The sequence below is a fragment of the uncultured Acinetobacter sp. genome (assembly GCF_947624825.1).
Taxonomy (GTDB): domain Bacteria; phylum Pseudomonadota; class Gammaproteobacteria; order Pseudomonadales; family Moraxellaceae; genus Acinetobacter.
Genome location: NZ_CANQLZ010000039.1, coordinates 1 through 26983, shown reverse-complemented (window position 1 = coordinate 26983; position 26983 = coordinate 1). Strand labels below are relative to the sequence as shown.

General features: G+C 40.8%; 24 protein-coding genes. 13 read left to right on the top strand and 11 right to left on the bottom strand.

The features are described from left to right. Positions 1-143: 143 nt before the first annotated feature. Both Q0017_RS09815 and Q0017_RS09810 read right to left on the bottom strand, forming a co-directional pair. Entirely contained in the window at positions 144-1688 is a 1545-nt protein-coding gene (locus tag Q0017_RS09815; RefSeq protein WP_298146072.1) for a hypothetical protein, read from the bottom strand. A gap of 202 nt (positions 1689-1890) precedes the next feature. Beyond that, positions 1891-2511: a rhomboid family intramembrane serine protease gene (locus Q0017_RS09810; RefSeq protein WP_298146069.1), complete on the bottom strand. Its 621-nt coding sequence runs from the start codon at positions 2509-2511 to the stop codon at positions 1891-1893. On the opposite strand from Q0017_RS09810, the gene Q0017_RS09805 reads away from it, so the two are divergent. From Q0017_RS09805 to Q0017_RS09790, 4 genes are all read left to right on the top strand, one after another. Beyond that, positions 2423-2617, top strand: a complete 195-nt coding sequence (locus Q0017_RS09805; RefSeq protein ID WP_298146083.1) for a hypothetical protein — start codon at positions 2423-2425, stop codon at positions 2615-2617. The genes Q0017_RS09810 and Q0017_RS09805 overlap by 89 nt on opposite strands. A gap of 52 nt (positions 2618-2669) precedes the next feature. Further along, positions 2670-3308, top strand: coding sequence for a Fe-S biogenesis protein NfuA (gene nfuA / locus Q0017_RS09800; RefSeq protein WP_297427885.1), 639 nt, complete (start codon positions 2670-2672; stop codon positions 3306-3308). A 176-nt stretch (positions 3309-3484) separates the two neighbouring features. Further along, positions 3485-5746 carry a TonB-dependent receptor gene (locus Q0017_RS09795; protein WP_298146066.1) on the top strand — a complete coding sequence of 754 codons (2262 nt, stop codon included), beginning with the start codon at positions 3485-3487 and terminating at the stop codon, positions 5744-5746. Between the two features lie 53 nt (positions 5747-5799). Beyond that, the gene (locus Q0017_RS09790) at positions 5800-7101 is read left to right on the top strand and encodes a class I SAM-dependent methyltransferase (RefSeq protein WP_298146064.1); all 1302 of its coding nucleotides are present in this window, start codon (positions 5800-5802) and stop codon (positions 7099-7101) included. A gap of 14 nt (positions 7102-7115) precedes the next feature. Here Q0017_RS09790 and Q0017_RS09785 read toward each other — a convergent pair whose 3' ends face one another. Beyond that, on the bottom strand, positions 7116-8114 hold the full coding sequence (locus Q0017_RS09785; protein ID WP_298146062.1) for a hypothetical protein: 999 nt from the start codon (positions 8112-8114) through the stop codon (positions 7116-7118). Positions 8115-8421: 307 nt separating this feature from the next. On the opposite strand from Q0017_RS09785, the gene Q0017_RS09780 reads away from it, so the two are divergent. Then, a complete protein-coding gene (locus tag Q0017_RS09780) occupies positions 8422-9036 on the top strand; it encodes a carbonic anhydrase (protein WP_298146060.1) in 615 nt (204 codons plus the stop codon). A gap of 47 nt (positions 9037-9083) precedes the next feature. Here the strand turns inward: Q0017_RS09780 and Q0017_RS09775 are convergent, their stop codons facing one another. Then, complete coding sequence (locus Q0017_RS09775) at positions 9084-9674, bottom strand: arylesterase (RefSeq protein ID WP_298146080.1); 591 nt, start codon at positions 9672-9674, stop codon at positions 9084-9086. Between the two features lie 33 nt (positions 9675-9707). Here Q0017_RS09775 and Q0017_RS09770 point away from each other — a divergent pair, with 33 nt between their 5' ends. Both Q0017_RS09770 and Q0017_RS09765 read left to right on the top strand, forming a co-directional pair. Next, a complete protein-coding gene (locus tag Q0017_RS09770; protein ID WP_298146057.1) occupies positions 9708-10430 on the top strand; it encodes an ABC transporter ATP-binding protein in 723 nt (240 codons plus the stop codon). Continuing rightward, positions 10427-12877 carry an FtsX-like permease family protein gene (locus Q0017_RS09765; protein WP_298146078.1) on the top strand — a complete coding sequence of 817 codons (2451 nt, stop codon included), beginning with the start codon at positions 10427-10429 and terminating at the stop codon, positions 12875-12877. Before Q0017_RS09770 ends, Q0017_RS09765 begins: the two co-directional genes overlap by 4 nt. Here the strand turns inward: Q0017_RS09765 and Q0017_RS09760 are convergent. Next, on the bottom strand, positions 12867-13682 hold the full coding sequence (locus tag Q0017_RS09760; protein ID WP_298146053.1) for a rhomboid family intramembrane serine protease: 816 nt from the start codon (positions 13680-13682) through the stop codon (positions 12867-12869). The genes Q0017_RS09765 and Q0017_RS09760 overlap by 11 nt on opposite strands. A gap of 74 nt (positions 13683-13756) precedes the next feature. Here Q0017_RS09760 and mtgA point away from each other — a divergent pair, with 74 nt between their 5' ends. Then, positions 13757-14431 carry a monofunctional biosynthetic peptidoglycan transglycosylase gene (gene mtgA, locus Q0017_RS09755; RefSeq protein WP_298146050.1) on the top strand — a complete coding sequence of 225 codons (675 nt, stop codon included), beginning with the start codon at positions 13757-13759 and terminating at the stop codon, positions 14429-14431. 114 nt (positions 14432-14545) lie between these two features. Beyond that, positions 14546-16630 carry a polyphosphate kinase 1 gene (gene ppk1 / locus Q0017_RS09750; protein ID WP_298146048.1) on the top strand — a complete coding sequence of 695 codons (2085 nt, stop codon included), beginning with the start codon at positions 14546-14548 and terminating at the stop codon, positions 16628-16630. Positions 16631-16722: 92 nt separating this feature from the next. On the opposite strand, the gene oxyR is transcribed toward ppk1, so the two are convergent. From oxyR to rubA, 4 genes are all read right to left on the bottom strand, one after another. Further along, the gene (oxyR, locus tag Q0017_RS09745) at positions 16723-17628 is read right to left on the bottom strand and encodes a LysR family transcriptional regulator OxyR (protein WP_298146045.1); all 906 of its coding nucleotides are present in this window, start codon (positions 17626-17628) and stop codon (positions 16723-16725) included. A gap of 6 nt (positions 17629-17634) precedes the next feature. Then, positions 17635-18576, bottom strand: a complete 942-nt coding sequence (locus Q0017_RS09740; RefSeq protein WP_298146042.1) for an alpha/beta hydrolase — start codon at positions 18574-18576, stop codon at positions 17635-17637. A gap of 10 nt (positions 18577-18586) precedes the next feature. Beyond that, entirely contained in the window at positions 18587-19765 is a 1179-nt protein-coding gene (locus Q0017_RS09735; protein ID WP_298146039.1) for an FAD-dependent oxidoreductase, read from the bottom strand. 65 nt (positions 19766-19830) lie between these two features. After that, entirely contained in the window at positions 19831-19995 is a 165-nt protein-coding gene (rubA, locus tag Q0017_RS09730; protein WP_298146036.1) for a rubredoxin RubA, read from the bottom strand. 428 nt (positions 19996-20423) lie between these two features. Here rubA and Q0017_RS09725 point away from each other — a divergent pair, with 428 nt between their 5' ends. Beyond that, entirely contained in the window at positions 20424-20966 is a 543-nt protein-coding gene (locus tag Q0017_RS09725) for an adenine phosphoribosyltransferase (RefSeq protein WP_298146033.1), read from the top strand. A 41-nt stretch (positions 20967-21007) separates the two neighbouring features. Here the strand turns inward: Q0017_RS09725 and Q0017_RS09720 are convergent, their stop codons facing one another. Continuing rightward, a complete protein-coding gene (locus tag Q0017_RS09720; protein ID WP_298146030.1) occupies positions 21008-21505 on the bottom strand; it encodes a YqiA/YcfP family alpha/beta fold hydrolase in 498 nt (165 codons plus the stop codon). 206 nt (positions 21506-21711) lie between these two features. Here Q0017_RS09720 and lysS point away from each other — a divergent pair, with 206 nt between their 5' ends. After that, complete coding sequence (lysS, locus tag Q0017_RS09715; protein ID WP_298146027.1) at positions 21712-23241, top strand: lysine--tRNA ligase; 1530 nt, start codon at positions 21712-21714, stop codon at positions 23239-23241. Between the two features lie 79 nt (positions 23242-23320). On the opposite strand, the gene Q0017_RS09710 is transcribed toward lysS, so the two are convergent. Continuing rightward, on the bottom strand, positions 23321-23854 hold the full coding sequence (locus Q0017_RS09710; RefSeq protein ID WP_298146075.1) for a hypothetical protein: 534 nt from the start codon (positions 23852-23854) through the stop codon (positions 23321-23323). A gap of 347 nt (positions 23855-24201) precedes the next feature. On the opposite strand from Q0017_RS09710, the gene cysD reads away from it, so the two are divergent. Together cysD and cysN are read left to right on the top strand one after the other, a co-directional pair. After that, entirely contained in the window at positions 24202-25116 is a 915-nt protein-coding gene (gene cysD, locus Q0017_RS09705; protein ID WP_298146024.1) for a sulfate adenylyltransferase subunit CysD, read from the top strand. Between the two features lie 102 nt (positions 25117-25218). Further along, positions 25219-26835, top strand: coding sequence for a sulfate adenylyltransferase subunit CysN (gene cysN / locus Q0017_RS09700; RefSeq protein ID WP_298146021.1), 1617 nt, complete (start codon positions 25219-25221; stop codon positions 26833-26835). The last annotated feature ends 148 nt before the right edge of the window (positions 26836-26983 follow it).

Below are 26983 nucleotides of genomic sequence, written 5' to 3'. Positions count from 1 at the left end.
CATTAAATCTAGTTAAATTTTCATATTTCATGGGACTAGTATAAACAATTTTTTACTTTCGCAAGAGGTCTATTGTTAAAAGTATTTTAAATGAAAATAAAAACGCAGCTTAAGCTGCGTTTTTTTATGAGTTTGGCAAAAGACTATTTGATTTTAGGCAATTTTTTAAGCCATGGTTTGGGTAATTTATCCATCGCCATACCATACATGGCTGCAAAAGGCAGGGCAGTACGGGCTAAATAAGCTGTGCGCCATAAACCACCATGATTGGCTCCCGACATCATTAATTCTAAAGGATGTTGTAATGGCGTGGTCGGTTGTGCCACCGATTGCGGATTACGTAAATCATGAATCCACAGCGCAGCCATTAAAGCATTGGTGGTTTCGGGTGCAAAAGCTTCAACATCAAATAAACTTGCTCCATCAAAAGCAGCTTTTAACAATGGATTTTTGACCACCGATTGTGTCGTGGTTGACGGCGCAATATTAATACTCACCACCTGACCTTGACTGCGTGCCAAGGTGGCACGCCATTGCTGTAAACGCTTGGCTAATGCATAGTTAGGCCCTTGTTCAATCACCAAGCAATCACTTATGCCATAAGCTTGACCATTGTTAGATGGTATCAATTGATGATTATTGGCTTTAAATAAGTATTGGCGCGTCAGTACAGACATGGCTTTACTTAATTTTTGTTGTAACTTTGAACGCTCGTTAAACTTATCTTTAGAAGCACGAATCACCTCAGGCGGTACTGCATATACATCGGTGGGTGTACACATAAACATTAAACTGGTCTTGGCTTTGGCTTGACTGACCGCATGCATAATGCTGTCCATGGCCATGGCGACCCGAACATGTTTTTCCCCATCTAAATAAGCAATTGCGGCTAAATCTAAGTCGTTTGGATTTTCACTCAGCCACTGCACAATTTCAGGAATCTCGGTGAGTAAATTGGCACCCAAATGATCTGTAATATCCGCGGCATCAGGTGAAATTTCAATATGGCTTGGGGCATATAATGTTGCATTACCTGACTGAATGGTTTGGACAATACGTTGCCATACTTTAGGATGAGGTAAATCCAAGGCCACAATATTGGCCTTCCATTGTGCAAGCCATGTTAATGGACCTGCCTCAGAACCTGCACCAAACAACACCATGGTACGGTCGGATAAATCAAACCATTCTGGGTGCGCCACACACAGACGCATGGCATCGGCATGGCTAGGTTCAATAATGCCTGTATCTTGCCACACTTGCAGTTGAGCCAACAAAGCATCGCCTTGTAAATGCTGACCTTGATAGGGTACAGACCATGTTGGGGCTTGCGTGCTTTGACCACGGATTTCAACGCTATGCAACACTTGAGCATTGAGCTTACCCGCATCTTTTAAGCTATAGCGTTCGCCGTGACGGTAAAAATCAAGGCTATTGCTGGCCTTTTGTAAGCCTTGTTGGGCAATGGTTATTGCATGTTCAGGTTGGGTAATGGCGGCTTTGACCAAAGCTTTAAAGTAGTATGGATAGTGCTTGCGCCAATTTTCTTCTGCCAATACAGCCATTGAGGTCTTATTGTCGACCAAAGATAAGGCTTCAGCAATAATCTCTTTGCCCACTTTTGAGCTGCTTGGTTTTTGCGATTTGGGGTCAAGCGGAAACTGTAGACCATCTAAGGCATGTGACATAAAAAATCTCGTTATCTTGAATGCAAATTGCTGTGATGTGCCTAAGTAAAGGCAGATATTATGATTTTGATTGTAGTGAAAAAAGTGGGCTGCTGCGACAAATGCCTGCTGTATTTAGTCAGAAAACTGTAATCATCAAATTACATAGCAGCGATGCTTCACATATAAAAAAGGCAGCGCTTTAGGTCTGCCTTAAACAGAATTAAAAAAATGGAATTTGGCTGAGTTTTCTTAAAAAATGCCCTAAAAGACGTGGCTCAATCGCAATGGTCATGACAATACCATACGCGGCGCCCCATAAATGCGCGCTATGATTGACGTTAGAATTGCCACGCTTACCTGACCAAATACTATAAGCCACATACAGCACCGCAAAAACAATGGCAGGCACTGGAATAAAGAACACAAAAATCAGTTTCCAAGGTTCAAATAAAATATAGGCAAATAACACGGCCGATACTGCACCTGAGGCACCAAGACTGGCCCAACGATGGTCATTTTTATGTTTTAAATAACTAGGAATGATGGCTGCAATTAAACCGCCTAAATAAAACAACACAAAGCCTAAATCATAGACATATTGGCGATAAAATTGCTCAATGATGGACCCAAAGAAAAAAAAGGTAATCATATTAAACAATAAATGTGTTCCATCGGCATGCACAAAGCCATGCGTGATAAAACGATCATACTGACCGCGCTGCATGGCAGGTGGCCAAAAAATCAAACGATTCATGACATTTTGCCGAGACAGCGCCAGTAATGAGATCACCACAGTGATTAAAATTAAGCTGACGGTATGGTTAAACGGTAAATCCAACATAAAAGAGCAGCACAACTTAGACGATTTAACTCACATCTTGCCATTAAAACAGCAAATTGCGCTACTGTTGAGAATAAATCCGACAATTTTGGTTGAATTTTTTTAATTGCACCGCATCTTCAGTTAAAATGACCGCTTCAGCTTGAGGAAAGATTGTTATGTCGACTGAGAACAGCAGCACAGTAAATGCAGAAGAAATTCCAAACCTGTTAATTACACCTTCTGCACAAGAATACCTACGTGATTTATTGGAAAAACAAAACACGCCAGGTATTGGTGTACGCGTTTTTGTTGAGAACCCAGGAACACCACGTGCTGAATGTTGTATGGCATATAGCGCACCTGACGAAGTGGTTGCCACTGATTACGTGCAACAGTACCCAGATTTTCCAGCTTACGTAGATGCACCATCAATTCCGTATTTATTAGATGCGGTGATTGATTACAACAAAGACCGTTTTGGTGGTCAGTTAACCTTCCGTGCACCCAACTCAAAAGTGCCACGTGTGGGTCCTGATGCATCAGTAGAAGAGCGTATTACTTACGTTTTACAATCTGAAATTAATCCAGGTTTAGCCGGTCACGGCGGTAACTGTGCATTGGTAGAAGTGGTTGAAGACCCAGAGCATGGTTTAACCGCAGTGCTTAAATTTGGCGGTGGTTGCCAAGGATGTTCAGCAATTGATGTGACATTAAAGCAAGGTGTTGAAGTGACACTGCGTCAACATGTTCCTGAATTACAACGTGTTATTGATCAAACAGACCATACCCAATCTGAAGGCGCTTACATGAAGTAATGTCATGCTGTAGTGTTTAGATTTAAAAATAGCCCCATTTGGGGGCTATTTTTTTGCTTATTTCTCTAAAAAATAATGATAATAATTATCAAAATCAATTGAAAATAGATTCTCATTTGTTACAATGCGCAACAATTTCAACATTATGTCTTCATTAAATTAGGGGGTTATCAGGTATGAATAAACCATTATTCAAGTCAAGCTTGGCTTTTGCTGTAATGTCAGCAATGGGTGTTTCGGTGCAGGCACAAGACAATAACACAGCACAACCTGTACAACTTGACACCATTGTGGTGACCACCGCTGGGGGATATGAACAAAATATTGCAGATGCAGCAGCCACCATTTCAGTCATTACTGCCGAAGAATTAGAAAAAAAATCTTATAGTGATGTCACCGATGCTTTAAAAAATGTACCGGGGGTGTTTGTTCAAGGTGGTGGTACCAATCAAACCATTTCTATTCGCGGGATGGGTTCTGCTTATACCTTATTTTTGATTGATGGTAAGCCCATGAATGATGGCAGCTTACTCACCACCAATGGTGGGGTACAAGGTGCATCGGTGAATTTCTTACCCCCCATTGAAGCCATTGAGCGCATTGAAGTGATTCGTGGTCCATCATCATCATTGTATGGTTCAGATGCCATGGGTGGAGTGATTAATATTATTACCAAAAAACATCAAGACAAAGTCACCGCAAGTGTACGTACTGAATATATCAAGGCAGATCAATCCAATAAGGTCAATAATGATGCCACCAATACCAGTGTGTATGTCACCGCACCTTTAATTAAAAACTTACTGTCTTTACAAGTCACAGGTGGTTTACAAACCATTGACGAGAGTTCATTACAAAAAAATACCTCTGAAACAGGCGAAAGTGAACCTGACTTTAATAAAAAAAATATCAGCACCAAACTTGTATTGACCCCAAATGAAAACAACACCATTACTGCTGAACATTCTTTTACTCAGCAACAACGGACTCATAATCCAGGGCGTAGTTATACTCAATATGTCTCTGCAACAGGAGAGCGTGTAAATATTGAGGGTAAGGACTACATTGCTGCAGGTGACAATTATTATCCCGCCTATGACACAGGTCGCAGCAATGACAAAGGCGCAATTTATCAGTCTGATCTTGTTCCAAATACACGTTCTTATTCTGAGTTAGAAAAAAATCGTTTTAGTGTGTCGCATGAAGGCGATTATGAAAATTTAAAACTCACGTCGTATATTCAATTTGACCAAGATGAAAATAATTCAATTGGTGGACGTTCAATTACGTTAAGTAATAATGATACGCCTAACGATACATCTGATGATGTTGTTGTAAATAACCCGGGTGGGATTTTATTTGAAACATTAACGGCCAATACCCAAGGAACCTACTTCTTTGACGACCACGCCTTAACCTTAGGCGCTACCTATAAACAAGAAAACTTAGAAGATGGTACTACCAACCAAAAAGTAGATATGGCAGGCAAAGTCACCAAAATGGATCGTTACCAATGGTCGTTATTTGCTGAAGATACGTGGAATGTCACCGATAAATTGGCTTTAACGCTCAGCGGTCGTTTTGATGAAAATGAATTTTTTGGCGATAACTTTAGTCCTAAAGCCTATGCAGTATATAAAGCCAATGACAATTTTACTTTAAAGGGTGGGGTGATCTCAGGCTATAAAGCACCAAGTTTACGTAATTCATCACCGCAATATATGCTCAACTCAATGGGTGGAGCGATTTTACCTAACCCAGATTTAAAACCTGAAACCAGTTTAACTTATGAAACAGGCTTTGCTTTTGAGAATCGTGATTTAGGTTTATTGGCCAGTTTAATGGTCTATCAAACTGACTTTAACGACAAAATTACTCGCTCTGCTCGTGTAGCGGGAAGTCGTGCACCGGTAGATGTCAATGGCGATGCCATTACCAGTGGTCCTGAGTATGATCAGTTTTTAGCGTTTTATAAAGACAATCCTGATTTACCCATCAGTAGCACAGGGTATACCTTTAACTACAATGTCGATGAAGCGCAGATTCGTGGTTTAGAGTTGACCACAGACTATTATGTAACGGACTATTTAAAGTATCGTCATTCTTATACCTACACCAACAGTGAACAAAAAACTGGCGCCAATAAAGGCAAGCCACTCAATGATTTGCCTAAACATATGTTTAATGCAGGTTTAGATTGGGATATTAATGACCAGTGGTTATTGTGGACGCAACTGAATTATCGCGGTAAAACGGTAGGCAATAATCAAACACCTGAATATACCTTTATTGATGTAGGCGCAGTCTATAACTACAGCGATGACCTCAAATTTTCAACCGGTATTTATAACCTACAAAATAAAAATGTCTTAGAAGATGGCAATTCTTGGGTGTTAGATGGCCGACGTATGAGTTTTGCAATGAACTTAAAGTTCTAACAGCAATGGGGCTTTAAGCCCCATGATTTTTTATGTGAGGGACGGCTTAAATCATGTCAATGCACAAAAAAGATGGTTATGTGATTGAAGCCATCTATCCACGGTTTTTTTATCAAGAAATGACACCTGTATGGTTAAGCACGGTGGTGAACTTTTTAGGTTTTATAGCCCCAAATGCTAAACAAAACTTTAACTATTTAGAACTCGGTTGTGCCAGCGGTAGTAACTTGTTGATCTGTGCTGCCAATTATCCGCAAAGCACTTTTGTGGGCATTGATTTTAATGCTGCACATATTGAGTCAGCCAAAGCCGCAGCAGATGCGCTTGGGCTTGGTAATATTGAGTTTATACATGCCGATTTTGCCCACTTTTTAGCAAGCAATACCCAGCAGTTTGACTATATTGTGCAGCATGGCACTTATAGTTGGGTTGCAGCAACACAACAACAGCAAATTTTAAGCATTGTAAAAGCGGCGTTAAAACCTCAAGGGATTTTTTATTTGCACTATATGTGCTATCCCGGTTCAGGGCAGTTAAGTAGTATTCAAAAATTATGTCATTTGGTTGATCAAGCCGAGCCTCCAACCAGTACGCAAAGTTTAGCCAAAGCCAAAGCGTTATGTATGGATCTACATCAAGCCGGCGCGTTTATGCAACATCCCAATATTGATGCTGCTTTAGCCACCTTACAACACAGTGAAGCTTATTTGGCACATGAGTTTTTAACTGATCATTGGCAACCCTTATATAGTGTGGATGTGCATCAGCAGGTCTATCAACAAGCAGGCTTAGCCTATGTAGGGAGTGCAAATCCTTGTGATAATTTAGACAGTATTAGTATTCCACAGCGCCTGCAAGCGACCATACACACCACCCAAGCACCTGCTTTAAAAGAATATCTCAAAGATTTAGCCCGTGATGCCAAACAACGCCTAGATCTATTTCAACCGCAACCACAGGCATACCCAAGCCAGCAGCATTTAGAGCAGCTGAGTCAAACTTATTTTAAGCTTTTACCGCATGCACCAAGTGAGGGCGTACGCTATTTTCAAACCCCAATTGGGCAGATTCAAGCCAATCAAACCCTCATGCACAAAATCTTTGCGGCCTTAGCGCAACGAGCACATTGTTTTGGCGAATTATTGCAATGGCCTGAATTTGCAGCGCAGCCACTATTTTTAATTGAAACTTTATTTTTGCTGATGAATGCACAATATATACATCCGTATTTAGATGACATGGCACATAGTGTACAGCTTAACAAGCTGGAACATTTTTTAGCCCAACATGGCTTGAGCTTAAAAATTGTGCCTGAGTGCGGTACAGCAATCAGCACGCAATTTAAAACCCTGTAAAAACAGGGTTATTGTTAAAGCTGCAACAAGGCCTTGGTGCTTTCAGCATAGTAAAATTCACGCAATAGCATACGGCTACGCTCACGCAAATAACCCGAACTTATCATGTTTTGTACAATAGGATTAAGTAAAGCACTGAGTTCTCGAGCAACCAAATCTTCTGTAATATTTAAATCACGTAATAGCGCATCAAAAGTATGCGCTTGATTGCGGCTATACCATGTATGTAAACCATCATGTAATTGTTGGGCTAAATACTCACTTTGACGCATGTGCTCCCAAATGTCGTGTCCTAAGCCTACGGTTTTAGGTAAATCTTGAATCTCAATATAATCGCGTAACACGCTTAAAGGCTTGGTTTTAATTTTATGCCAAAGTTCGGCTTGAAAGTGATAAAGCTTATCATCGTCAAAACGTTGATTGAGTACATGTTCACTCATTTGACTCAGCTTTAAAATGTTGCGCTGTAAATACTGCTGAATGGTGTTCTCTAAGTCTTGATCGGTCACACTTTCTAACACCGAGCGACCCATTTTCATAAATTGCGAAACACCCGGTACATGCTTAACCATTGAATTATCTAAATAATCTTGAATGGCGTGTTGGATCAATTGACTTAGCATGGCAGAAAAAGCTTGGTTATTCACCACAGTTTTAATCAAACGCTCACGATGCCCACGTTTACTGGCTACATATTGTGCCAATTGATCTACAGTGAGAACAGAGATTAAATCTTGAATCTGGGTTTTGTCGTTGCTTGGATGAATTAAGAAAAACTGAAGATGCTCGGCAATTTGCGCAATGAAATGCGTAGACGTGGGCGTCTGAAGCAGTTGTTTTTGTAACAATTGATGCAGCTCTTGAAATGACCATAAATCAGCGAGACGTTGTTTTCTAAACCATTGATAAAAATTTAAAAACTCAGCTTCAATGTGTGAAGGTTGAGTAAAGTGTTGATCTAAAAAAGCCAATTGAGCATCAATGAGTTGCTCAAGCAATGGATGGGTGTACATACCGTCTCTACAACCAATTTAAAGTGGCTTAAGAATGACAGTACATAGCATGTGTTTCAATAGCTTATGCTGCCACTTGGCAACAAAGCGGCCAATAGATGCCAATCTTTTTAGCTTAAAAAAACAATAATATTAGCACTAAAAATAGCGTTAAAATTCAAATATTCTTTATATTTGAAACCATTATTTTTAATATTTATGATTTTGTAACAAATTATATAAAAACTAAACAGCTAATCACTTTGGCAAGTGACATTCAAAATTCATGCGTTTACACTTAGCTCAAATTCAACATTGGTGGTAGAAAATGCTTACAGCAGAAGAAGCTCTAGAACGTTTAAAAAAGGGCAATCAGCGTTTTGTTCATGGTGAAACCAACCATCAAAAATTACTGACTCACCAACAACGTGCTCAAATGGCTGAAAGCCAATCGCCATTTGCGATTATTTTGGGCTGTTCAGATTCACGTGTACCTGCTGAAATGGTGTTTGACCAAGGTTTAGGTGATTTATTTGTGATTCGTGTTGCAGGTAACATTGTTGCACCATCGCAAGTGGGTAGTGTGGAATTTGCAGCCGATAGTTTTGGTTGTCCATTGGTGGTGGTATTGGGTCATAGTCATTGTGGCGCGATTCACTCCACCATTGAAGCACTGCAAAATCCAGATCAACCTTCATCGGCCAATGTAATGTCGATTGTTAATCGTGTGCGCCCTTCAGTTGAAATATTAATGCAAACTGAACTCAAAGATGATTTAGAAAAATTATCTTGTCATGCAGTACGTGCCAATGTATTTGGTTCTGTTAATCAATTGCGTCATGGTTCGGCTGTCATTGAAAACTTAATCGCTCAAGCTAAGTTTAAAGTGGTAGGTGCTGAATATTCTTTAGAAACAGGTGAAGTTACGTTCTTTGATTTCTAAGTATTTAAAAATGCGTAAAAAAGCCAGACACAATGTCTGGCTTTTTTTTATAAGGCTTTTTGAATATATGGATAAGCATGCTTGAGCAAAATTGGTTGTGCTTTAGCATTAGGATGCACCAAATCATTTTGCATGAGGGTCTTATTGCCTGCTACATTTTCTAAGAAAAATGGCATCAGGGGTACTTTATACTGCGTACTCACCAGCTTGTAATTGTTTGCAAAGGCTTTGGTATAAGCTTGACCATAATTGGGTGGAATTTTCATGCCCAACAGGATCACTTTGGCTTTAGATTGCTGACTTTTTTGCACCAATTGCTTGAGGTTGCTTTGAATGTTTTGTGGCGGCTGACCGCGTAAGCCATCATTACCCCCCAATTCAATCACCACCACATCGGGTTTATGCGTGTTCAGCAGTTTAGGTAAACGCGCCAAAGCACCACTGGTGGTTTCACCACTGACACTGGCATTGACCACTTTATGTTGTTTCGGATACTGTTGATTAAGGCGTTGTTGTAACAAATGCACCCAACCTTGTTCGGGGCGCATGCCGTAAGCGGCACTGATACTATCACCCACCACCATAATGGTTTTGGCTTCGGCTACGCTGATACTGCATAAGCCTGCTGCCAAGAGCATGATATTTAGCTTGTTTTGCATAATAGGGACTATATGACTTCGTTACACCGTGATGCCACTATCATGCCACAGGCATTAATTTCTGCACAGAATTTGACACAAAGCATACAACTGGCACAAAAAACCTTGCCTATTTTTAGCGATTTAAATCTCAATATTTATGCAGGTGAGCAAGTGGCGATTACTGGGCGTTCAGGCGCAGGTAAATCCACCTTATTGGGAATATTGGCCACCCTTGATCAAGCCAAAAGTGGTGAGTTGTATATTTGTGGCGAAGCGATTCATGATTTAAATGAAGAACAACGCGCACGGGTACGTTTGGATCATATTGGTTTTGTATTTCAATCCTTTCAATTGCTTGGGCATTTAAGCGCACTTGAAAATGTGTTGTTGCCTTTACGTTTACAGCCTAATTTTAATTATCAACAGGCCCAAGCACGGGCTTTGTACTTACTTGAAAAAGTGGGTTTAGCCCGTCAAGCCGAGCAAACGCCTAAAGTGCTCTCAGGCGGCGAGCAGCAACGTGTTGCGATTGCCCGTGCCTTGGTGACTGAGCCGAAAATTATTTTTGCTGATGAGCCAACAGGCAATTTAGATGGTCAAACTGCGTATGAAATTGAACAATTACTGTTTGATTTAAACCGTGAATTGGGCACAACATTGGTTTTGGTAACGCACGATACACAATTGGCAGCACAGTGTCAGCGCCATTTGGCCTTGGTCGATGGTCAGTTGCTTGAGCAAGGAGGGCACTGATGCAGTTATTTCGTCCTTTGTGGCAGCAAAGTTTAAAAAGTAGCGGCATTTATTTATTGTTTATTGCCTTATTACTGGCCATTAGTGCCACCACGGCGTTGAAATTTAGTAATCAACAAATTCAAAATGCAGTAAGTTTACAAGCGGCAGAACTATTGGGTGCCGATTTAGTTTTAAGTGATCAAAGCCCCTTAGATGCCACTTGGCAGCAACAAGCCAAAACTTTACAGCTTAAACAGTCCCAAGTGACTAGTTTTAGCTCTATGGCACATACCGATGCCGAATTTGTGATGGTCAATGTCAAAGCCATTGATCAAGATTTTCCATTACGTGGTCGCTTAATCACTCAGCCGCAACAAGTGTTGCAAGGTGGGCAGATTTGGCTCAGTCCGCGTGCGCAAGATTTACTTAAAGTCAAATTGGGCGATTGGGTCAATATTGCAGATGCCAAATTAAAATTTAGCGCAGTCATTGAGCAAGATTCTAATCAAGAATTTGGCTTTAATGGCTTTTCCCCAAGTATCATTATTCATCAACAAGATATCGCCAAAACCAATGCCATTCAGGTCGGTAGTCGGATTGACTATCGCTTACTGTTAGCCGGTCCTCCTCAAAATATTCAAGCCTTTCAAAAAAATGCTGCGGCGCAACTCACATTGGCAGCGCAAGATGAAAGCAGCAGTTTACGACTACGCGATGCCAATAGTAGTAACAGCCGCTTGATGCGCCCGATTGAAAACTTAGACACCTTTTTACAGCTTGCCAATATCTTAACCATTTTATTGTGTGGTATTGCTATTGCCTTAACCAGTCAGCGTTATGTGCAGCAGCAACAAGATCATATTGCCTTAATGCGTTGTATTGGCGCATCTAGACAGCAAATTCTAAAGGTATATATCAGTTTGTTGGCAATTATTTTTGCAGCAGCTGTGGTGGTGGGTGCAGGTTTAGGTGTGTTCATGGGCATGGGCTTACTTGAGTTGATGCTGACCTTAATGCCGCATTTAAGCATTGAATTTTCTGCGCTTGGGCTGCTATTGGGGCCATTACCCGTTGCTATGCTGACCAGTTTAGTGGTGCTGATTGGTTTTGTGATGCCAAGTGTATGGCAGTTGTTAAACACGCCACCAATTCGGGTGTTACGCGCCGAAGAAAAAAGCTTGAGCCAAATGCGTGGCACTTTAGTGTGTGGCAGTTTGAGTCTCATTTTATTTAGTGTGCTACTGACCCAAAACTTAAGTTTAAGTTTCATGGTGATTGCCGCACTGTTACTGCTGTGTGGGATGCTATATGCAGTGATTTACGCGATCTTAACCCTATTACAACGAGCTAAAACTGCGCTAAGTGCTTATATTCGCCAAGTGCCACACATGTCTTTGCAAATTACCGCTTTGGCATTGGGTTTGAGTTTAATGAGCGTGTTAATGGTGCTCAAAACTGATCTTACCGAGCGTTGGCAGCAACAATTACCCCCAGACACCCCCAACCAATTTGTTTATGGTTTACCCCCATCTGACCTAAAAGATTTGCAAGCTGTCCTTCAACAAAATCAATGGTCAGGCACAGAGCTTTATCCTAACATTCGTGGGCGTTTGCTGGCTAAAAATGGACAAGCCTTTAGCGAGGCAGATCGACGCAAGAGTAATACATTGCGCCGTGAGCTGAATTTAACTCAAGCAGCAACCTTCCCACAAGATAATCAAATTATTGCTGGACAAGCGCGCTTTAGTGCTGCCAATCAAGTGTCAGTTGAGGTGAAGACAGCACAAGAACTTGGTATTGAAATTGGTGATCGCTTAACTTTTAGTTTACCCGAAGGTGATTTAAGCGCTGAGGTGATTAATCTACGTAGTGTAGAGTGGGAAAGTTTTAGCCCGAACTTCTTCTTTATTTTTACCCCAAATAGCATGGATGCCAATGCCGGCAGTTATTTGGGCAGTTTTTATGTACCAGCACAAGATCAAGGTAAATTGATTGAGGTGATTCAACGCTTTAGCAATACCGTGTTTATTGATGTGGGATTAATGCTCAATGAAGTCAAGCGTTTACTTGATGTATTGCTCAATATTATTACTGTTTTAGCATTTTTAGTGGCGCTAGCAGGTGTGTTGGTGTTGTTGGCGTGTATTAATTTAATGCTCGATGCACGTAAACAAGAAGTAGCTTTATTGCGTGCTTTTGGCAGTTCAAAAGCACGTTTAAAAGCCATGCTCAGCTTAGAAATTGGCTTTATTGGATTATTGGCAGGGATTGGTGCGTGTATCTTGGCAGAAGTATTAAGTTTAATTTTGGCTTATAAAATGGAGATGCCATGGCATTGGCATGTGCAAATTTGGCTTATTTTACCGCCCATGATGGCAATCGTTTGTGCACTCATTGGACGTTATCGCTTAAGTTATTTATGCGATCTTGCGCCATTAAGTGCATTACGTGACCTTAAACATTAACTTGTTGGTGCATGACGCCTACAAGTTCTTGCCAAAGTGGTGCCACAACTTGCAACAGCTCAAGGCAATATAGATACATGCCTAGGCATAGTGTGGCACCCAACACTAAACCTAGCCACAACAGGCTAGGCTTACGGTATTTTAAAGCAATGTAGCCCATTAAGCCTAAAAACAAGCCCATTAACATGCCGCCAATATGTGCGGCATTGTTAATACCTGCGGTCATAAAGCCAATAAATAAGTTAATGCCCATGACCATTAATAAGGTTTTTTTATCTAAAATAAAGCGCTGCTGTTTTAAAACAGGCAACAATGACATCATGGTGAGTGCCGCCCCTAAGCCCATAACTGCACCTGAGGCACCTGCACCAACCTTAGGCAGTTGTTCGGGATTTAAAGCAGCGTTTTGTAGCATACTCAGTGAATTTTGCAGATCTAAAAAACCACTCAATAAACTGCCCATTAAGCCTGCAAGTAAATATAGCCCTAAAAAATATACCCGCCCAAGCATTTGCTCGCTAATATGCCCAAATAAATACAAGGCCCACATGTTAAGCATTAAGTGAATCATACCAAAATGAAAAAACATACTGCTAAACCAACGATAAGGTTCTGCTAAAAAACTTAACGGTGCATAATCAGCACCCCAAGCCAAGGCATCTTGGATACTTGGGCGACTAGCATCAACACCGCTGCTAATTTGCCATAAAAAAAGCCCAACATTAATGGCAATTAACAGCGCGCTTAGCCACCATTGACTGACTGTGTTTTGGCTTGCAATGATTGGTGGGGAAGATTTGTTCATCTTGCGATTGTGGGTTATTTTAATAGGCTTGAGCTTATCACGAAAATTAACTATTACAGGGGAATTCTAGCTGCATGAAAGCCTTGATCGTTCGGACACTGCTGCTTGTGGTGAGTGTGGTGCTGCTGATTCAACTGTGGATTTTTGCAAGTCTGACATGGTGGCGCACCCATCCGGTTGAAACCACCATGTTTATGCGCTTAGATTATTGGGCCGATACCAATACGCCGATTCAACATGAATGGCGTGATTATGATCAGATCAGTGATTATATGAAGCAAGCGATTATTGCAGCAGAAGATGGCAAATTTATGCAACATCAAGGTTTTGACTTTGAAGGCATGCAAAATGCTTTATCGCGCAATAAAGATCAAGGCAAAGTGGTGGCAGGGGGGTCAACTATTTCCCAGCAGTTGGCAAAAAACCTATTTTTATACAATCAGCGTTCTTTTGTGCGTAAAGGTCAAGAAGCGGTGGCAACGTTTATGATGGAACGTATGTGGAGCAAGCAACGCATTTTAGAAGTGTATTTAAACTCGGTAGAATTTGGCGACAATATTTATGGCATTGAAGCGGCTACCCAATATTACTTTGGTAAAAGCTCGCGTAGCTTAACCCGTGAACAAGCGGTTTTTTTGGCATCAATTTTGCCTAATCCTAAATATTATCAGCAACATCGCAATGATTCAGGTTTAAATGCACGTAAACGTATGATTCGTAAATATATGCGTTATAGCCAAATTCCCTAAGGTTTAACTGTTGTAAAAAAGCGCACATTTGGGCGCTTTTTTTTATCAAAACGTCATAAAATTCAAGCATACTAGGGTCAAAGATCACTTTAAAAATATAGGCCGAGTTGACGTATGACGACTTCAGTAGATACCTTGCCCACTCCTGCGGATTATAGCTATAACGACCGCTATATTAACCGTGAACTTTCCATTTTAGATTTTCATTTGCGCGTGCTTGAACAAGCAGTAGATCCCTTGCATCCTTTGCTTGAGCGCATGAATTTCTTATTGATTTTTTCACGTAACCTAGATGAATTCTTTGAAATCCGTGTTGCAGGTTTAATGGAGCAACTCGATTTAGGCAATGAAAGCTTAAGTCCTGATGGTCTAACTCCAAAACAAGTCTTAGATCAAATTTCTAAAACTGCACATGAAGCCATCGAACGTCAATATCGTATTTTAAACCAAGAAATTTTACCTAAATTACGTGATGAAGATATTTGCTTCTTGCGCCGTGGTGAACTGACCCCCGCACAATCAGCATGGGTAAAAAAATACTTCCAAGAACAAGTGGCACCGGTTTTAACGCCAATTAGCTTAGACCCTGCGCATCCATTTCCGCGTTTGGTCAATAAATCACTTAACTTTATTGTGACTTTAGAAGGTAAAGATGCCTTTGGTCGTCAAATTGATTTAGCCGTTGTGCCTGCGCCGCGTTCATTGCCGCGTGTGGTACGTTTACCCGATGAACTCACCGGTGGTAAAGAACACCACGTCATGTTATCTGCCATTATTCATGAGCATGTGTCTGATTTGTTCCCCGGCATGACTGCAACAGGCTGTTATCAATTCCGTGTGACGCGTAACGCCGATTTAGCTTTAAATGAAGACGTAGAAGATTTAGCCAAAGCTTTAAAAGGCGAGTTAAGTTCACGTCGTTTTGGTCGTGCAGTACGTTTAGAAGTTACAGAAAACTGTCCAAAAAATATTTATGAATATTTGCTCAATGAGTTTGATTTAGAACATGAGCAACTTTATAAAGTGGACGGACCTGTCAATTTAGCGCGTTTACTGTCTAATTTTAAACGTCCACATTTACGTTATGACACGCATGTGCCCGTAATTCCAAAGGTACTCAAAAAATCTGAAAACACCTTTAGCGCGATGCAAAAACAAGACATTTTGTTGCACCATCCGTTTGAATCTTTCTCGCCGGTGATTTCACTGTTGCGTGAAGCTGCACGCGATCCGCAAGTCTTAGCCATTAAACAAACTTTGTATCGTAGTGGACCGGATTCTGAAATTGTTCAAGTTTTAGCAGAAGCAGCACGTAATGGTAAAGAAGTCACTGCGGTGATTGAGCTACGTGCCCGTTTTGATGAAGAATCTAATATTGCCGTGGCCAATGTATTACAAGAAGCCGGTGCTGTGGTGGTATATGGCATAGTGGGTTATAAAACCCATGCCAAAATGATTTTAATTGTGCGCCGTGAAAACAATAAATTGGTGCGTTATGTGCATTTAGGTACCGGTAACTATCATGCAGGCAATGCACGCATTTACACCGATTACGGCTTAATGACCACCGACAAAGACTTATGTGAAGATGTGCATCGCATTTTCCAAGAGTTAACCGGTATGGGTAAAATGGCAAAACTGAAAAAGTTATTGCATGCACCGTTTACCTTGCACGCACAGTTGGTACATTTTATTGACGATGAAATTGCCAATGCCAAAGCGGGCAAGCCGGCACAAATTATTGTCAAAGTGAATGCTTTAACCGAAGTTGAATTAATCAATAAACTTTATGAAGCATCACAAGCTGGTGTGCAAATTGATTTGCTTATTCGCTCAATTTGCTGTTTGCGCCCGGGGTTAAAAGGTTTATCAGAAAATATTCGTGTACGTTCCATTGTTGGGCGTTTTTTAGAACATACGCGTGTGTATTACTTTAGCAACAATGGCGATGCGCGTTTGTATTGCTCAAGCGCCGATTGGATGGATCGTAACTTATTTAACCGTGTCGAAGCTTGCTTCCCGGTTGAAGACCCTGTACTAAAAAAACGTATTTACCAACAAGGTTTAGTCAATTATTTACAAGACAATCAACATGCTTGGGATTTACAAAGCGATGGCACATGGGTGCGCTTGATCAAGCCGGCGACTGACAAAGCCCATAATGCACAGCGCATTTTGATTGAACAAATTCAATCTTAAGATGTAATAAAATCATCATCAGGCTTGGGCTACAACAAGCCTGATGCAAGACCTAAAAAAAGGAGCATGAAGCTCCTTTTTTTGCATTTAACTTAGCGTAAATCTTGGGTGACTTTTTGCAAAATCTGTAACAACACATCAAATTCGCTTTGCAGTGGTGTACTTTTACGGGTCACTAAAGCCAATGTACGGCTAGGGCCCGCTTCAATCGGTTTAACACTTAACTCAGGGTTGGCTTTGATCATAGTGGTATGTACTGCAATCGCAGGCAATAAAGTAAAGCCTAAATTTGCCGACACCATTTCCACTAAAGTTGGCAATGAGCTTGCTTTTAAACGATGGTCATTTTTACGCTCGCCAATTGGGCAAGCACTTAACGTATGATCACGTAAACAATGACCTTCTTCTAGCAACATCAAACGCGATAAATCGAGTTGATCAAGCGAATTGGCATTTAAAGCATGTTGATCGGTTTTGTTACACACTAAATACAAGCTTTCGCGTGCCACTTCAGCCACTTTTAAACCACGGGTATCAAATGGCAGTGCGAGCAGCACCATGTCTAAATTGCCGTGTTCCAATTTTTCAACGATTTTTTCGCTTTGGGCTTCGTGCAAATGCAACTGAATTTTTGGCAGTTGTTTATGTACTTCATCTAACAGTTGCGCCAAGATAAATGGGGCAATGGTGGGAATAATACCTAAATGTAAGTCGCCGGTTAGCGGCTCACTCATCTCACGGCTTAAACGCATTAAGTCTTGAGCATCAGCCAGTAGAACACGCGCGCGTGCTACCACTTGTTCACCGAGTGGGGTTAAACGCACATTTTGACGATCACGTTCAACCAGCACGCCACCAAGTAAGCGCTCAAGTTCCATGATCCCGCCCGACAAAGTCGATTGCGTCACGAAAGAACGACGCGCAGCTTCAGTAAAGTGCAGTGTTTCAGACAGTGTAACAAGGTATGACAGCTGTCTTAAGGATGGTAATGCAGCCATAGTGTCCTAATTAGATTTAAAATGATGAGCAAATAATCCGCTAAGATAAGGAATAAAATGCGGTGGGATATCATGCCCCATTCCTTCAATTAATTCAAATCTAGCGCCTGAGATTGCTTTAGCAATGGCCTTACCATGCGCTGGTGGCAACAGACGATCACGCGACCCATGAACCACTAAGGTTGCTTGATGAATTTGCTGACCCAGTTTAAGTAAAGAACCGGTACATAATATTGCGAAAAACTGTTGAAGTACACCAATGGGATAATAACTTCGTTGATAGAGCTTTCGCACCGCCTGTGCTGCCTCGACATGGTTTAAATAACCCGGCGAGCCAATGATTTTAAAAATCTGTAGGTTATGATCAATAATAGCATCTTCATCATCAGATTTGGGTCGTGCAATTAAACTAAATAACTGCTTTGGAAAAGGCGGCGGTAATAAAGGTTGATTATTACTACTAAATAGCAACCCCAAAGCACGTACTTGTTCAGGATAACGTGCCGCCAAAATCTGCGCGATCATGCCACCCATCGATGCCCCTAAGACATAGACTTGACCAAGTTGCATTTTTTCAATCAACAATGCCACGTCATCAGCCATATCGTATAAATTATAAGGTGCACCTTGGTTTTCTAAGCCCAAAGCAAAGCGTCCCATCAGTTTTGGGATGCTCAAAGGCGACCCTTGATGATGAATTTTTGAGGATAAACCAATATCACGGTTGTCAAAGCGTATCACTCGAAAACCTTGATCAATCAGTGATTTACAAAAAAAATCAGGCCAATAGAGTAATTGTGCGCCCAAACCCATAATCAACAGTAAAACAGGATCATCGGCTTTACCACCCACTTCTACATGCAGCTCAATCCCATTGCCTAAATCAACTTTGGTTTCTTGCATAAATGCAGTATAGGGTGAAGCTTTAAACTCAAGCGCACAATGCATACTAAACTTCCTATTGCGCTTGAGCAGGAATTAAATCCGGCACCAACTTGGTTAAACTCAAACGTTGTTTTGCAGCAGTAGCACCCAACAACACAAAGCCACGTAAGGTTTGGGTTTGATCAAAAGCTTTGGCAATTAAACCATCTTCTTGGGCTTCTAGCTGCCAACTCACCTCTACACCTTGCACCACAGGCAATACGGTTAATGGGGCAGCAGGCGTTTTGACCGCAACAGGCATTGCAGGGTAGTGTACATGGGTTGGGTTACCGCTTAAGGTTTTTGCTAAAGCACGTGCTTGTTGCATAATTGGCATGACATACGGTAGTAATGTACCGTTGACTTCGGCACAGTCACCTACCGCATAAATATGTGCCAAATTAGTTTGTAAGAGTGTGTTGGTTACAACACCACGCGCAACCTCAATACCCGCTTGCTGAGCAAGTTCGGTATTGGCACGTAAACCAATGGCGGATAACACCACATCTGCGTTGAGGCATTTACCGTTGCTCAGTTGTACTTGATAGGTATTGGCCACTTGCTCAATGGCACTCACGGTAGTGCCTAATTCAAACTCAATACCGGCGGCTTGTAATTTAGCTTGGAACTGTGTAGCTACATCTTGAGGTAATAAACGTGCCAATGGTTGCTCAGCTAAATCAATGACAGTGGCTTGATGACCACTTTGCTGTAAATCATTAGCAAATTCACAACCAATTAAGCCTGCACCTAAAATAGCAACTCGTTGCGCAGCTTTTTGATCAAGCTCGGCACGAAACGCGGTGTAATCATTTAAGTTATTTACCACGTGTACTTGACTAGCAGCATTACCTTGTAGTGCTGCACGAATAGGTGTAGCACCTAGTGCCAGCACCAACTTTGCATAGGCTTGTGTGCTGGTTTGTCCGTCACATTCAAGCTCTAGTAACTGTTGCTCGGCATCAATACCTTTGACCCAAGTATTTGCCATAATGTGCATATTGAGTTGCGCACTCATTTTTTCTGCATCGCCCAGTGCAATTTGCGCTGGGGCTTTGTTGCCCACTAAAGCATTAGATAAGGTCGGTTTTGCATAGTTGCGTGCGTCATCGGCACAAATCATCACAAGCGCTGTTTCAGGGTCAATTTTACGCAATTCACGTGCCACAGCATAAGCGGCCATACCTGAACCAATGATGACGATGGGATGCATACATTAATCTCTCTATATAGATAAAAAAGCAAAAAAAGACCATCGAAATGGTCTTTTTTTATGGTTTAAAGCTCAACCATTTCAAAATCAGCTTTAGACACACCACAGTCCGGGCAAGTCCAATCGTCTGGAATATCATCCCATAAAGTACCGGCTACAATACCATCTTCAGGCCAACCTTGTGCTTCGTCGTAAATCCAGCCACATACGATGCATTGATATTTTTTCATCTGATTCTCCACAGCTGACCAACATTGGGTCAGCAAAAAATAAACACGCTGATTATAAGGCGATTTCGTTAAATTCTGACGTGCTTGCCCTACCAAAGTAAAGTAAATATACGTGTAGATTGTATTTTGCTGCAAAAATAAAAATTGCCTATAAGATTTTATCCATCACGCGCAATCAAGCTAAAAATACATAACTCATTGCTTGCTCACTAGACTAAAGTCGCGCAGCAAGATCATGCTAAATTGGTTATTATAAGATCATAGAAGTCTATACTTAATATTTTATAAAAAAATAGTAATTAAAAAACAAAAACTTATAAAAATATACTGTTTTTAAATTGAGCAATTTCACCTGCAATTGGCTAGCCTTAGTTTTTAATTGCGGTTAAAATCCCCTACGTTCTTTCTGATTACTGATTATTTCTCCCATGAGCAATTTGTCTACAACGTTGTGGTCTCATATTCGTACGGTTCAAGATTTCCCAAAACCTGGGATTAAATTTTTTGATCTCACTCCACTATTTATGAGCAACATTGGGCCGTTAACAGATGCTTTAATCGCCAGTATTCCGGCTGAAAAACTCGCTGAAGTGGATAGCTTTGTTGCTGTAGAAGCACGTGGCTTTGTATTGGCAAGCCTATTGGCACAGCGTTTAGGCAAAGGTTTAGTGCTTGTACGTAAAGCAGGTAAGTTACCACCACCTGTGGTTGGTGTGGGCTATAGTTTAGAATACGGCTTAGATCGTTTAGAAATGTCGGCTGAAGTACCGGCTCAGAAAGTGATTATTGTAGATGATGTATTGGCGACAGGCGGTACATTAAAAGCAGTGAAACAACTGGCTGAAAAATGTAATCATCACATTTTAGGTGCAAGCATTTTCTTAGATTTACCAGATTTACATGCTGATTTAGGTTTAACCATTTGGTCAGTATTAGATGATAAATCACAGCCACAACAAGATGTTGCTTAAGATTTAACATAAAAAAAGCCTTGGATGATCCAAGGCTTTTTTTATGGGCGTTGTAAAAGATTCATTTGTTCAATCAAGACATTTAAATTCTCAGGGCGGGCTAAACGGTGATGTCCACCTGCCACCGCCGCCACTTGCATATACGGTTCAAGCTGTGCATTCACGGCATGCATATCCAAAATTTCATCGTCCAATTCTAAATAAGCCAATTGCAAAATTTCATGCTCGAGATCTTGTTCGGTGATGGCAGGATAATCTTCTCGAAAAGAAGGACTTAGACTTGGATTGGCAATAATGGCAGGAATTTTTGACCACAATGACATTTTAAGCGCCCAATAACCGCCTAAACTGTGTCCTACAATCAGTGTAGGTTTAAGCGTGCCAATGAGCTCTTGATACAGGGCGTATACGCTTTGAAAGCTTAAAGCACGATAATCGACAGTCACACAGAATTTACGATCAGAATCAATTGCATGGAATTTACTTGACGCTTTGGATGAGTCAAGACCATGAAAAAATAAAATTTTAGGGGCGGGCATTGTTATCTCAATCCAAAATATGTGATTGTTCATTTATTTATTTGTGCTTATTTTAAGCTAACTTCTAAGTTGAAGAAGTTCACATTTGGTCTTATAGACTTTAGCCCAAGCAAATTTTTGCATGCATGTAGAGGAACTCTTACGCAAATTCTTGTAAATCTGCTATGCTATGCAACTTCTATTTTATTCGCTATTTCGAGGCAGAGATGACGCAACAAAACGCTCAGTCGACTTCTGAACAAACTATTTCCGAAAACGATTTAATTGCACAGCGTCATGCCAAGTTAAAACAAATTCAAGACAAGGCACAACAAACTGGTACTAGCCCTTGGCCAAATACCTTTAAACGCGAACATTACGCACAAGATTTACAAGATCAATTTGCTGATGTGTTAAAAGAAGACATCGAAGCAGGTGACAAAGTCTATGTATCGGTTGCAGGTCGTGTGATGCTTAACCGTGGTTCATTTATTGTCATTCAAGACATGACGGGCCGTATTCAGCTTTACGTGGCACGTAAAGAGCTGGATGAAGACACTGTTGCAACCATTAAAGGTCTAGATTTAGGCGACATTATTGCAGTCAAAGGCTATATCGGTCGTTCAGGTAAAGGTGATCTTTATGTGCATATCGAACACTTTGAACTGTTAACTAAATCATTGCGTCCACTACCTGATAAATTCCATGGTTTAACCGATACAGAAGTTAAATACCGTAAGCGTTATTTAGATTTAATCGTCAACGAAGAAACACGTAAGACTTTTGAAATTCGTGCCCAAGTGGTGGCCGGGATTCGTGCGTTCTTAAATGATCGTCGTTTCATGGAAGTTGAAACGCCAATGATGCATGTAATTCCAGGTGGTGCGTCTGCGCGTCCATTTGAAACGCATCATAATGCTTTAGACATGCCACTGTTTTTACGTATTGCACCAGAACTTTACTTAAAACGTTTAGTGGTGGGTGGTTTTGAACGTGTATTTGAGATTAACCGTAACTTCCGTAACGAAGGGGTGTCGACACGTCATAACCCAGAATTCACCATGATTGAATTCTACCAAGCTTATGCAGATTACAAAGATTTAATGGAACTAACCGAGCAAATGCTTGAAAAGTTAGCGATTGATATCTTAGGATCTACTGACGTGCCATACGGCGATGAAGTGTATAGCTTTAAGGGTCCGTTTAAGAAAATCTCAATGTTTGACGCAATTTTAGAGCATAACCCACAGTTTAGCCCTGAAAACGTCAATGACCGTGATTTCCTTGCGAAATTTGTTCAAGAAGAACTCAAAGAGCAAGTTAAACCAGGCTTTGGTTTGGGTAAATTACAAACCATCGTGTTTGAAGAAACTGTAGAAACTCAATTGCGTCAGCCAACGTTCATTACTGAATACCCAGCTGAAACTTCACCACTTGCACGTCGTAATGATGATAATCCACACATTACCGATCGTTTTGAGTTCTTTATTGGTGGTCGTGAGTTAGCCAACGGCTTCTCTGAGTTAAATGACCCGATTGACCAAGCAGAACGCTTCCAAGCGCAAGTAGATGAAAAAGAAGCAGGTGACGACGAAGCGATGCATTACGATGCAGACTTTGTTGAAGCATTAGAATATGGTTTACCGCCAACAGCAGGTCAAGGCATCGGTATCGATCGCTTAGTCATGTTGTTTGCTAATGCGCCAAGTATTCGTGATGTGATTTTATTCCCGCATATGCGTCATAAAAATGCTTAACACTTAAGCTTTAAAAAACCCGCCAAGTGCGGGTTTTTTTATATCAGTATTTAAAATAGTGCTGCTACAAGCCATCTTTTTAAAGCAGTGCAGTTTGAATACGCACTTTCATATCTAAACTTTGCTGCACAATATAGTCTTTAATCCATTGCACTTGCTGACCGCGTGGATTGGTTTTGGTGGCAGTTTGAATAAAATTGAGTTCGGGGCGATTAAACAATTGCTCCTGAATGGCTTGCTCAAGTTGTGCCGAATTCGAAAATAGCGGTAACTCCAGCAAATAAAATGCTTTGGGATAATTATAAAATGCATAAAGCAAATTAAAGGCTTTTTGTTCACCTTTTAAATTGCCTGCACCAATTTCATAGCCACGGTCTTGGTTGCTATGCGTGGCACCAATTAAAAATTTAAGCTGAGTGCCATCGAGTTTAACTGCAAACTGTAAACCAATTTGATCACTTGTGGTTTCATGCTGTGCAAAAAAACTTAAAGTTTCGCCTTGGTCGGTTAAGGGTTCTTGTAAGACTAAAATATGCTGTTGATGTTGATAAATAAAACCTGCCAAATGGGCAGCTTCAAGACGTTGTTTTAAAGTTTCAACTGAATAGTTCATCATGAGAGAAAAAAAGCAGATAAGCCAAGATAAAGTTTAATGTAGGCAGATTTTTAGGCTTTGCCAACTGTTTTTATGCAAAACATTGAGAGTTTTTTACGCTTAAATCATGTGAATCTTTAATGAATGGCTTAACCTTTAAACATCACATCGCAAGATAAAATCACTAAGCTCAAAAAAAGGCCTTTCTTTCATAAAAACTTATACGGTATATCAGTTTTGTTCTATATGATGATTTTGCATATCAATATCATAAAACAAGCAATCGTTATGAAAAGTAAATCACTATAATGGCAAAATATCTTTAAAAGTGTAATAAGTACACGTATTCTAAGCTGGTGTTGTCCATGTCATTAAATGAGGAAAGACTTACTCATCTTAAACAGCTTGAAGCTGAGAGTATTCATATCATCCGTGAAGTTGCTGCTGAGTTTGAAAACCCAGTAATGCTTTACTCCATTGGTAAAGATTCAGCAGTCATGCTGCATTTAGCCCTCAAAGCGTTCTATCCTGCCAAACTTCCATTCCCATTATTGCATGTTGATACGGGTTGGAAATTTAAAGACATGATCACCTTTCGTGACAACATGGCAAAAACCCATGGTTTTGATTTAATTGTGCATCAAAACAAAGAAGGTGTAGATGCAGGCATTAATCCATTTGATCATGGTAGCTCAAAATATACTGACATCATGAAAACGCAAGGCTTAAAACAAGCTCTTGATAAATATGGTTTTGATGCAGCATTTGGCGGCGCACGTCGTGATGAAGAAAAATCACGTGCCAAAGAGCGTGTTTATTCATTCCGTGATTCAAAGCACCGTTGGGATCCAAAAAACCAACGTCCTGAACTTTGGAATCTGTATAACGGTAAAGTCAATAAAGGCGAAAGCATTCGTGTTTTCCCATTATCAAACTGGACTGAGCTTGATATTTGGCAATACATTTATTTAGAAAGTATTCCATTGGTACCGCTATACCTTGCTGCAGAACGTCCTGTGGTTGAGCGTAGTGGCACACTTATTATGATTGATGATGAACGTATGCCTTTATTAGAAGGTGAAGTTCCACAAGTGAAATCGGTACGTTTCCGTACGTTAGGGTGTTACCCATTAACGGGTGCAGTTGAATCAACTGCCGACACCTTACCGGAAATTATCCAAGAAATGCTGCTTGCCACGAGCTCTGAACGTCAAGGTCGTATGATTGACCATGATGAAGCAGGTTCGATGGAGAAGAAAAAGCAAGAAGGTTACTTCTAAAAATTGCCCAAGCACACCAAGAAGTGTGTCAATTCCCCTTAGAGCTATAGGGGGAATGCGGGGATTAAAACCGATTTCTAAAGAATATGTGGAGTTTGAGCAATGTCTCATCAATCAGACTTAATTAGCCAAGATATTTTGGGCTATTTAAAACAACACGAAAATAAAGACTTATTGCGTTTTTTAACCTGCGGTAACGTCGATGATGGTAAATCTACTTTAATTGGTCGTCTACTTTACGATTCTAAATTGATTTATGAAGATCAATTACAAGCGGTAACCCGTGACTCTAAAAAAGTGGGTACTACAGGCGATGCACCAGATTTGGCATTGCTTGTTGATGGTTTACAAGCAGAGCGTGAGCAAGGCATTACCATTGATGTCGCGTATCGTTATTTCTCAACAGAAAAACGTAAGTTTATTATTGCCGACACTCCGGGACACGAACAGTATACTCGTAATATGGCAACAGGTGCATCCACTTGTGACCTTGCGATCATCTTAATTGATGCACGTTACGGTGTACAAACCCAAACTCGTCGTCACACTTTTATTGCAAGTTTACTTGGCATTAAGAACATTATTGTTGCAATCAACAAAATGGACTTGGTGGAATTCTCTGAAACTCGTTTCAATGAGATCCAAGCACAATATGCTGATTTTGTGAACCAATTGGGTGATCGTAAACCTGCCAATATCATCTTTACGCCAATTTCTGCGTTAAATGGTGATAACGTAGTCAACAAATCACCAAGTACACCATGGTACACAGGTGATACCTTAATGGGTACGCTTGAGTCGGTTGAAATTAGCCGTGCCAGCAAAAAACAAGATTTCCGTTTCCCTGTGCAATATGTGAACCGTCCAAACCTCGATTTCCGTGGTTTCTGCGGTACGGTTGCGCTAGGTGAAGTGAAAGTGGGCGATACCATTACTGCTTTACCATCAGGTAAATCATCTACAGTGAAAGAAATCGTTACCTTTGATGGTAATCTTGAACGTGCAGTTGCAGGTCAAGCGGTTACTTTAACTTTAAACGATGAAATTGATATTTCGCGTGGTAATGTACTTGTACGTGCCGACCAAGCAGCGCCTTATATTTCACGTTCTGTGAATGCGACTGTGGTATGGATGGCAGATCAGCCCTTAGTGATTGGTAAGTTGTATAACTTAAAAGTGGGTACGCAAACTGTACCTGCAAAAGTGACCGCAATTAACTACCGTACCAATGTTAATACATTAGAAAAAGCACAAGTTGAAAGCCTAGAGCTAAATTCAATTGCCAATGTGACTGTTGAATTTGATGCACCAGTGGTGTTTGACCGTTACCAAGACAGCCGTTACACAGGTTCATTTATCTTCATTGATCGTTTAAATAACGTGACGATTGGTGCAGGTATGGTAGAAGAGGCTGTAGAATGGACAGCGCATAGTAATCCTGTAACAGCTGAAGATCGTGCGGCACGTTTAGGTCAAAAACCTGCTGCGGTCACTGTGTCGAATGCTGCGCTTGAAAATGCACAAGCTTTAGAGAGCTTATTGCTTCAACAAGGTATTGTTGCACTTGCTAAAGCAGGTCTTGATGCTACACAAGTTACATTGTTGCGTGAAACCGGTGTAGTGGTGATTACCGATGCAACTGATGGTACAGATGCAACTTTAACGACTGATACAGTTGAAGAGTTAGCAGAGCAAATCGTTGAATTGGTTCGTCTATAAGATTGAGCTGATTTAAAAAAACCCACCGAAAGGTGGGTTTTTATTTAAATAAAGGGATTGTCTAGGCCGTGTGAACCGTACCGGGTTTGTCGGAGACTTTTTTATTTAAGTTAAGCCACCTGACCTAACGGGTTAATCTTATCATAGT